This window comes from Nocardia sp. NPDC060220, assembly GCF_042727815.1.
GTDB lineage: Bacteria > Actinomycetota > Actinomycetes > Mycobacteriales > Mycobacteriaceae > Nocardia.
The window spans coordinates 1-8,635 of record NZ_JBHWZY010000234.1 but is presented as its reverse complement, the minus strand read 5'-3'; the positions used below and the strand labels follow the sequence as shown (position 1 = coordinate 8,635).

At 62.4% G+C, this 8,635-nt stretch carries 7 protein-coding genes and 1 pseudogene; 5 read left to right on the top strand and 3 right to left on the bottom strand.

Going from position 1 to position 8,635, the window contains the following annotated elements:
• Positions 1–494 (bottom strand): annotated as a pseudogene (locus ACFWF3_RS14640) (hypothetical protein); the annotation flags it as partial.
• Between the two features lie 244 nt (positions 495–738).
• On the opposite strand from ACFWF3_RS14640, the gene ACFWF3_RS14635 reads away from it, so the two are divergent.
• The gene (locus ACFWF3_RS14635) at positions 739–1,566 is read left to right on the top strand and encodes an SDR family NAD(P)-dependent oxidoreductase (protein ID WP_379314062.1); all 828 of its coding nucleotides are present in this window, start codon (positions 739–741) and stop codon (positions 1,564–1,566) included.
• 426 nt (positions 1,567–1,992) lie between these two features.
• Here ACFWF3_RS14635 and ACFWF3_RS14630 read toward each other — a convergent pair whose 3' ends face one another.
• On the bottom strand, positions 1,993–3,252 hold the full coding sequence (locus tag ACFWF3_RS14630; RefSeq protein ID WP_379314061.1) for a PucR family transcriptional regulator: 1,260 nt from the start codon (positions 3,250–3,252) through the stop codon (positions 1,993–1,995).
• A gap of 180 nt (positions 3,253–3,432) precedes the next feature.
• Between ACFWF3_RS14630 and ACFWF3_RS14625 the strand changes: the two genes are divergently transcribed.
• On the top strand, positions 3,433–5,040 hold the full coding sequence (locus ACFWF3_RS14625) for a long-chain-fatty-acid--CoA ligase (protein ID WP_379314060.1): 1,608 nt from the start codon (positions 3,433–3,435) through the stop codon (positions 5,038–5,040).
• A gap of 454 nt (positions 5,041–5,494) precedes the next feature.
• On the opposite strand, the gene ACFWF3_RS14620 is transcribed toward ACFWF3_RS14625, so the two are convergent.
• Complete coding sequence (locus ACFWF3_RS14620) at positions 5,495–6,031, bottom strand: hypothetical protein (RefSeq protein ID WP_379314059.1); 537 nt, start codon at positions 6,029–6,031, stop codon at positions 5,495–5,497.
• Between the two features lie 326 nt (positions 6,032–6,357).
• Between ACFWF3_RS14620 and ACFWF3_RS14615 the strand changes: the two genes are divergently transcribed.
• From ACFWF3_RS14615 to ACFWF3_RS14605, 3 genes are read left to right on the top strand one after another with little or no spacing between them, the layout of a single operon-like run.
• Positions 6,358–7,128, top strand: a complete 771-nt coding sequence (locus ACFWF3_RS14615; RefSeq protein WP_379314058.1) for a hypothetical protein — start codon at positions 6,358–6,360, stop codon at positions 7,126–7,128.
• Positions 7,129–7,134: 6 nt separating this feature from the next.
• Positions 7,135–7,719 carry a hypothetical protein gene (locus tag ACFWF3_RS14610; RefSeq protein ID WP_379314057.1) on the top strand — a complete coding sequence of 195 codons (585 nt, stop codon included), beginning with the start codon at positions 7,135–7,137 and terminating at the stop codon, positions 7,717–7,719.
• The gene (locus ACFWF3_RS14605) at positions 7,713–8,516 is read left to right on the top strand and encodes a hypothetical protein (protein WP_379314056.1); all 804 of its coding nucleotides are present in this window, start codon (positions 7,713–7,715) and stop codon (positions 8,514–8,516) included. Before ACFWF3_RS14610 ends, ACFWF3_RS14605 begins: the two co-directional genes overlap by 7 nt.
• Positions 8,517–8,635 lie beyond the last annotated feature (119 nt).

The window sequence follows — 8,635 nt, the reverse complement described above, 5'->3', positions numbered from 1 at the left end:
ACGTTGACCTTCAAGCTCTCCCACGTCCCTCCCAGCATCGCCGGCTCACTCAACATCGCAGTGGGCCTGGGGTTGGCGGGGTCTGAGATGTCAAGCACCTGGACACCACTGTCAGTGCCGAGCAGGTTGCCCGGGAAGAACGACCCTGTGTACGAGCAGTGGTCGAATGTCACGGAGGTGATCCCGCCGCCACGGCCGGCGTAGCCACCTATCAAGCTCATATTGCACCGATAGCCCTGTCGGCTCCGGCCTGAGGTCCGGTCTTCGGCGGGAACGTCACCTTGTATTCCGGTCTCGGGCATCGAGCCCGCTCCGCACTGAGCACCCGGGACAGCCTGTCGGCCGACCTCGAGAAACTCTTCGACATCGTTGGAGATGCCTGACGGCGGGTCTGCCCACCCAACTCCACTTGCAGGAACTAGCGCCAACGTGGTCGCCAAGACCACGGCCAGCGTTGCTGTCCGGGACCGCCGCGACATTGAGATCCGACCCATTCCTTATCCCTTCAGACGATTGACAACAAGGCAGCCGCGGGAGCGTTCACCCGCGCGACGCCTCGACTCCAGAGGCCGACCTGACTCGATTCCACTCCGCGGCGACGAGAACTCCGACTGCGAGCGACCGCATACAGCCGCGTCAGACTGAGACCCTTCTCATAACGGTGTACACAATGTACTGTTCCTATACATTCCGTCAAGCACGGGTTTGATGGGCCCACAGAAAGGTAGGTGACCAGCAATGGAGGACCTCACAGGCAAGGTCGCTGTGGTGACAGGCGCAGCTTCGGGCATCGGCCGCTCCTTGGCATTGTCGTTCGGGCGACAGGGCATGCGCGTTGTCATCGCAGATGTCTCCGACCAAGGGCTCGCCGATACCGAAGAACTACTGAGCAGGGACGGTGTGCGAAGCATCGCCCAGGTCACCGACGTCAGCGATGCCGATGCCGTAGAAGCCCTCGCGGCCAGAGCATTCGCCGAATACGGAGCCGTTCACGTTCTGTGCAACAACGCCGGCGTATCCACGATCGGCAAACAGTGGGAACTGTCACTCGATGACTGGACGTGGGTTCTCGGCGTCGACTTGTGGGGCCCGATCCATGGTGTGCGAGCGTTCCTTCCGCGGATGCTGTCCTCCGGGCAACCGGGGCACATCATCAACACCGCATCGATGGGCGGACTGATGTCAGGTCCCCTGGTGGGGCCGTACTCCGTAGCCAAGCACGGCGTTGTCGGACTGTCCAAGGGGCTGCGTATCGAACTGCACGACAAGAACATCAGTGTCAGCGTTCTGTGTCCGGGCGAAGTGCGTACCGGCATCGTCCCAGGTATGCGTCAACATATCGAAACCACCGGGACCGCATTGTCCGACGATGCACGGCAGATGATCGAATTCCTGGACCAGAGCCTGAACAACTCGATGTCACCAGAAGTGGTCGCTGATATGGTGCTCAAAGCTGTTGAGAGCAACACATTCTGGGTGCTGCCGAACAGCGCCCACTACGGCCCAGTGCTCAGTGCCGAGTTTGACGAGATGTTCAACCACATCCACGCAAGTACTCCTCAGTAGCCACCGCAGCGACCGCCACGGTTGGCTTCAACACCTTTGGAGTCAGGACTCGCCAATCCCTGTCTCGGCCTCGCTCAGGTGCTTATCGGCTCATAGGTCTCCCCCCGCGCCTATCGTCAGGCCAGGCGTAGGCCAGGCCAAACCGACCGCCACTAAGACCAGCGGTCGGGCGCAGTGCGCCCACAGAACCGACGCATCAAGAAACATGGCAGCGCGATCGTTGACATTTGCCGAGTCAACTCGATAGCAGGCCAGCAGATCGACAGCGGTACTCGTCCGATCGATGAAACCACACGATGACCGCCGACTCTGGACTTGGCGAGCGGATTCAACAAGTATGAGTCCGCGACGCCCGCCGACATACGGTTCCAGTCGAGCGCTAGCTCGACTGGATTCGTCGTCCAGCCACAATAGGGCGTCCTGTCCCTATCGTGACGTTCGTGTGCCCATCGCGTCGTATTCGTTGCTCAGTATCCGAATCGCGATCAGGAGCTCGATCACGTCGTCGAAGCGGCGCATGTTGCATCCGGAGAGCTCAGCGATCCGGTCCAATCGGTAATAGGTCGAGTTGACGTGCAGGTGTAGTTGTTCGGCGACGAGGGTGGCATTGAGGTCGTTCGCCACATAGCTCAGCACGGTAGTGACGAGCGTGCCGCCGGTGGCGAGATCGTCTTCGACAAACCTGCGCAAACGCGGGCCGATAAGGCGACGGACCGTCTCGTCCTCACGCAGCATCACATAGTCGAAGGCGGAAATCAGCGGCAGGGCGAAAACTCCCGCCGCACCGCCACAGCCGTTTCGCGCGATTCCCGCTTCGGCGTAGCCGGCTCGAACTTCGTCAAGTCCGCCACGAATCGTACTGACCCCGACCACGAGTTCGGCATGATCACGGCTCAACCGAGCCACGACTTGTCGCAGGTGATCGGACATGGCTGTGAATGTGTCCGGCGAGATCGGAACGACGCCCACGACTTCCTGTTGCCGGACGATCATCAGCCCGCGCGCGTCCGCGGGAAGTAGCTGCCGCAGGGCAGTCGCGATGTCGGTCAACGAATGTTGTTCGGGCAGAGGGGCGATCGGGACGGCGGACAGAACAAACAAGGTGCTGTTGGCATGCAGACCCGCTGACCGAAGCGCTGCTGCCTTGGCGCCCACGGTGATGTCGGCACCTGCGAGCAGGTCCTCGAGCACGTCGCGGCGGAGTCGGTCGTTCTCGGCGAGTTCGTACTTCTGGGCTTCGAGATATGACTCGGCTGCCGCTGAGCTACCGACTTCGATCAATTGCATCACGGTGCGCGCCAACAACAGTGCGGCCTCACGGGCGATCGGATCGTCGCGGGCAGCGGCGACGACGCCATCCCACAGCGTCAGCTGTGCCACGCGGTAGGCATGCATGAAGTCGGGCAGCGACACGCCCTGCCGGACGCGTCGTCGTGCCTGGTCGGCCGTGAGCGGGAAGTCGGCGCGCTGCACGGGCCGCCCCTGCCGGACGCTGGTCATCAGCGCTCGGAAGATGGTCTCGATATGCGCTGTGACGTCCGCCCGCAGCTGATCGTCCCAGCTCGCCGGATAGGCGGAAACCTGCTCCCAGATCGCGGCGGTCGCATCTCGCACAATGCGATCGATCGACGCCTCGACTGTCGTCAGGACCTCGAGCAGGCCGGGTTCGAGCTCTTCTCGATGCATCACCACATACCTCCACAGCCACGATAGGCACCATTGTGGTCAAACCACAATGAGGTGATCGGCAGGTCTGTGGGCCACGCACGATGTTTCCTGGCTTCTACCAGGCAATACTTGTGGTCCACAACACATTGCTCGTCTGCCGAGCATTGCGCCTAGTCTGCCCACTTCCATGAGGTAACCATGAACACTGAAGTCTCGAATGCGCCGCTGAGCCCACTCGCTTTCCTGGAGCGGGCCGAGTATTCCTTCGGCCGTAAGGTCGCCGTCGTCTCCGACGAGCGCAAGTTGACGTATCACGAGCTAGCCCAGGAGGTCCGCCGGGTGGCGTCCGCACTGCGCGAGGCCGGGATCGGGACCGAGGACCGCGTCGCCTACCTCTGTCAGAACACCCCGGAGATGGTCGCTGCGCACTTCGCCGTGCCGATGACCGGCGCTGCGCTGGTCGCGGTCAACACGCGGCTCTCGCCCGAGGAGATTCGCTACATCCTCGACCATTCGGGAAGCCGTGTTCTCGTGGTTCATTCGACGCTCCTGGAGTTGGTCCGCCCGGTCATCGCCCAACTCCAGACCGTCGAGCAGCTGATCGTGATCGGCGCCGTCGCAGACCTACCTGGCACGATTCCAGTGCGCGACTACGACGAACTGGTCGGCTCCAGCTCGGCCGAACCGCTGCCCGCATCAATCGCCGACGAGCTCGCCCCCATCGCGGTCAACTACACATCCGGCACGACCGGCAAGCCGAAGGGTGTCGTCTATACCCATCGCGGCGCCTACCTGAACGCATTGGGCGAGATCGTCCACTCGGGCTTCGACTCCAACAGCGTCTACCTGTGGACGTTGCCGATGTTCCACTGCAACGGCTGGTGCACCGTGTGGGCGGTCACCGCGATTGGTGGGACCCACGTGTGCCTTCCGATCGTCGATCCAACCGAGATCTGGCGCCTTATCGACGCCGAGAACGTGACTCATCTCGATGCGGCACCGACAGTCCTGGTCTCGATCGCCAACGCCGAACAGGCACATCGTCTTACGCGGCCACTGACCATCACCACCGCCGGTGCGCCACCTAGCCCCACCATCATCGGCCAGCTCGAAGAATTGGGTGCCCGGCTCGTTCACGTCTACGGACTCACCGAAACCTACGGTCCATACGCGGTCTGCGAAGTGCAGGACGACTGGCGTGACCTCGATCCAGGCAAGCGCGCCCGGTTGATGTCGCGGCAGGGCGTCGGCATGGTGCAGACCGACGGATTGCGCGTGGTCGACGACGAGATGAATGACGTACCCGCCGACGGAGCGACGATGGGCGAAATCGTCATGCGGGGTAACAATGTCATGGCCGGATACCTCGACGACCCCGATGCCACCGCCGAGGCATTCCGAGGTGGTTGGTTCCACTCCGGCGACCTGGGCGTGCTGCATCCGGATGGGTACGTCGAGCTGCGCGATCGCGCCAAAGATATTGTGATCTCGGGTGGGGAGAACATCTCGACGGTCGAGGTGGAGCACGCAATCCTGGCTCATCCCGCGGTCCTCGAGACTGCTGTGGTCCCCGCGCCCGACGAGAAGTGGGGCGAACGACCGATTGCCTTCGTCGTGCTACGCGCAGACGGGATCGCGACCGAGAACGACATCATCGACCACGTTCGCGCACTGCTGGCCAGGTTCAAAGCACCCGATCGTGTGGAGTTCGTAACCGCAATGCCGAAGACAGCAACGGGCAAAATCCGCAAATTCGAGCTGAAGGCACGGGCGTGGACCGGACACGACGTGCACATCAAGGGTTGACCGACCGACTTCGCCGCCCGTCCCCCTCCCTCGCCGCACCCCGACATTCACGCTGACTGGGCCCCAACCCCTTAGGCGAGAGGCATCCGTCTACATGCATCGCTGGTGTGGCGATGGTCGCCCTAGCCTTCGAGACCCGGGAACGCGTTGACGCCACGGGGGCGCGACCGCGTCCACACGCGCCCATACCGGCTTCGGGGCTTTTTGTGCGATAGCGCCGTACCTGCGGTTGGCGGTCATGGCTAACCGCAACCGCGACATCCCGATCATGCGCTGTCGGCCCCACAGCACGTGTTTCTACGATTTTTCTACGATCTACCCACGATCCACAACCCGAATGCCGGTGCCGAATATTCTCGATGCGGACCGCAAAGGGGTCTACGACCAGGCCAGAGCAGGGCAGGGCACGCTGGCGCAGTCGGGGTGCTCCCTCACCACGTCGATGGATCCAGGATCAGTTCTGCACCGCGATTGCCCAGACTTTCGACATCGTTGCCGGCGAAACGAACAGCCCACCGAGTGCGCGGCAGGTCAGGCGCCCGAAGTGAGCGATCGATGCCATCGGGCGGTCGATCGCTTGGAGCGAAACGGACACGGAACCGTCGATTGCGGGGCCACGCGAAGGGTTCCACCTCGGCGGTATCGTCACTGTCACGGTGTCGAAGTTGCCGCTGCTTGTGCGGAGTTCACACCAGACCTGGTGAGGTTCACTCTCCTGGTTCCCGAGAACGGTCTTGGCGAATACCGCGTGGCCGCCGATGCCGCCGATCGCGTGATCGATGATCACCGCGTCGGTGAGCGTGCCGACCTCCACGGGGCCATCGTGGAACGACTCGCTCATCGGGGGCACATGCGGACCGAACGGCGGTGTGGTGTGATCTGCGAGCGCCTGCGGGCCTGAGATCCCGTGAAACGCCATGACGGCGACGAGCACCAGCAGCACCCGCGACGAGCGCGCGATCCGAATTGGTTGCGTAGCGGACCGATACATCGCGTTCTCCTCTACCGCACACATCGAACGAGAGTTCTTGACCTGTACCGCGCGGTGGACCCCGGAACTCGCCGAAACCACCACTGCTGACACAGGGTCCATCCTGCGATTCTTCCATTTCCGAACCTTGCTACGCGGCCAAAACGCCGCACCGGCGATTACGTGCGAGCAGGTATGGCCGCCGGGTTTGCCGTCCGGCGCTGCGACGAGCCTGTTGTTTCCTCGCTCTGGTCCGCATCGTATTTCCGGCATATCTTACGGAGCGGGCGTGTGCTACTTTACCCATCTAACCTGAAGGCATCGCTGATGTGCTGGGAGGTCAAGACGTGGATGAGCAGACACTGCTGCATCTCGCAGCCGATGAGCTTGCGGTTCGATCACTGCGGTATCGCGAAATCGAAATTCTGGATTATGTCCCGTCACAGCCCGCTCGCGCACTGCTCTGCCCGCCCGGGGCTGTCCGGGTCTTCGTCGCTGTTCGAGGCGATCCGATACTGCAGCGCGTTCGGGATATAGCCACCCGCAACAATGACGAAGATGTCGACATGGTCGAAAACGAGATCGTGCCCCTGTTTGTGGACCGGAAAAGACTTTCGGTCTACCAGGCCTGGCGTTTACTGGAGCGCTCACCTGTATTCGCGACTATTCGATACGGCGGTAGGACCCTCGCGACCAACGTTTTCCCGCCGCCAGATCTCGGCGTGGCCATTCTGGACAATCCATACAACGGCGGGGAGCTGAGTCCGGCTCATCTGACTCTGATCGAGCACCGGCTCGAGAAGTCGGACGCCGAGCTGGAAGCGGTGGCCCTCAAACACGCTCCACCGCTGACGCCGGCCGAACGTGCCGCGTTGACCCAGGTGCCGCAAGATCAGCTGGAAGCGAACCTCACGATCAACGGGAGTTGTTGTCCGAATGGCACGTTCATCATGGTCACGGCCGTGGCCTTCACTACCGCTATCTGTTGTGCTGTCAGCGTTCCGCGTGTGGAGATAGAACAGCACCTGTCAGACGAACAGGTGCAGAAATTGGGCCCTGCCGCGACGGCAAGGGAATTACTCGATATCCGGCGTGAAGCTCTCGGGCACGTGCACTGAATCGACATGGCAATAGACGATCTGGTATTCGCTCTGCTCGCGATCGTGCTGCTGACATGGTTCTCGGTATCCGCGGTCTGCCAGATACCCCGCGGTGTGGAGAAATGGGAAGCCGGCAGAGCAGAGGAATGGATTCGTGCGCGCGATGTGCTCGGGCTCGTACCGCGCTGGCATTTCTTCGCACCTTCTCCGGCGACGGACGATCTGCATCTGCTGTACCGCGATCGATTGGCGGACGGACAACTGTCGCCCTGGCGCGAGATAAGCCCGCGCACGCCTGCGAAATGGCTGGGTGCGGTGTGGCATCCCGGTCGAAGACAGAACAAGGCACTGATCGACATCACGCTGGAACTCTTGAAAGCTGGTTTGTCGCTGAACGGTGACACCGACCGGATACAAACGACGCTGCCCTACATCGCGACGCTCAACTTTGTTTGCAGTCTTCCCCGAGACCATTGCGCGTACGCCACACAGTTCCTCGTTATGCGGTCGAAGGGAACCGACGAGAATCCGGATCACCAGGTGCTTTTCGTGTCGGCCATGCATCCAGGCGGACCGGCTGTTGCGCGCGAGGTGGCGAGCCGATGCTGACCAGCACCGACGCGCTGCACCTTTCAGCGGCTATCGGGGCGGTTGCCGTGATCATCGGATCGCTGGAGAGACTGGCGACTCCGCGGCTCCTCGCCGACGGCGCCCTTGCGAGCTGGCCTGTCTCGGCTACGAGTATTCCGTTGTTGTCCTCGAAGTCCTTCCAGTGCAGCGTCGGACGACTGCTGGTCTATCCGAGAGTGCTCGGTCTCGTCGTTGTCTGCCTGGCCTGCGGGATTCTTATGGCCCTTCACCCGTCGTCGGCCCTCAACGCCGTGGCCGCCGCCATGATCGCCGTCACCTACATCTTGCTCGGCATGCGCTCGCGTTTCGGGGGCGACGGGGCAGATCAGATGACCATCATCGTTTTCGCCTCGTTGGCGATGGCCTTCGGCGTGGGGCAGGCTCGTGCGGACGAGATCGTCCTGTGGTTCCTGACGGCACAGGCTTGTCTCGCGTACTTCACCGCGGGCGTGGCGAAGCTGGTCGGCTCGTCGTGGCGCAGTGGCGCGGCACTGCCCGAAGTGCTGGCGACACAGTCCTACGGGCATCCGTGGGCCGGGCGGGTCCTGGCCCGTCATCGCGGGGTCGCGGTGGCGATGTGCTGGTCGGTTATCGCGTTCGAATGCAGTTTTCCTCTGGTTCTCCTCGGCATCCGGCCGCTGACATACGCACTGTTGATCACCGGAGCGCTACTGCACCTGGGAACCGCCCTCGTCATGCGCCTGACGACCTTTTTCTGGGCGTTCGTCGCGACCTACCCGGCGATCATCTTCTGTGCCACTGTCCGGGGCTGGTAACAGCGCCACGACAGCCGGCCACGTCACGAATCAGGTTGTCGCGGAGTGCGCCGACGGGACGACACCGAGTTGCTGCATCATCCCGAGCGTGTCCCAGGAGGCCCAGCTCTCGATGATCT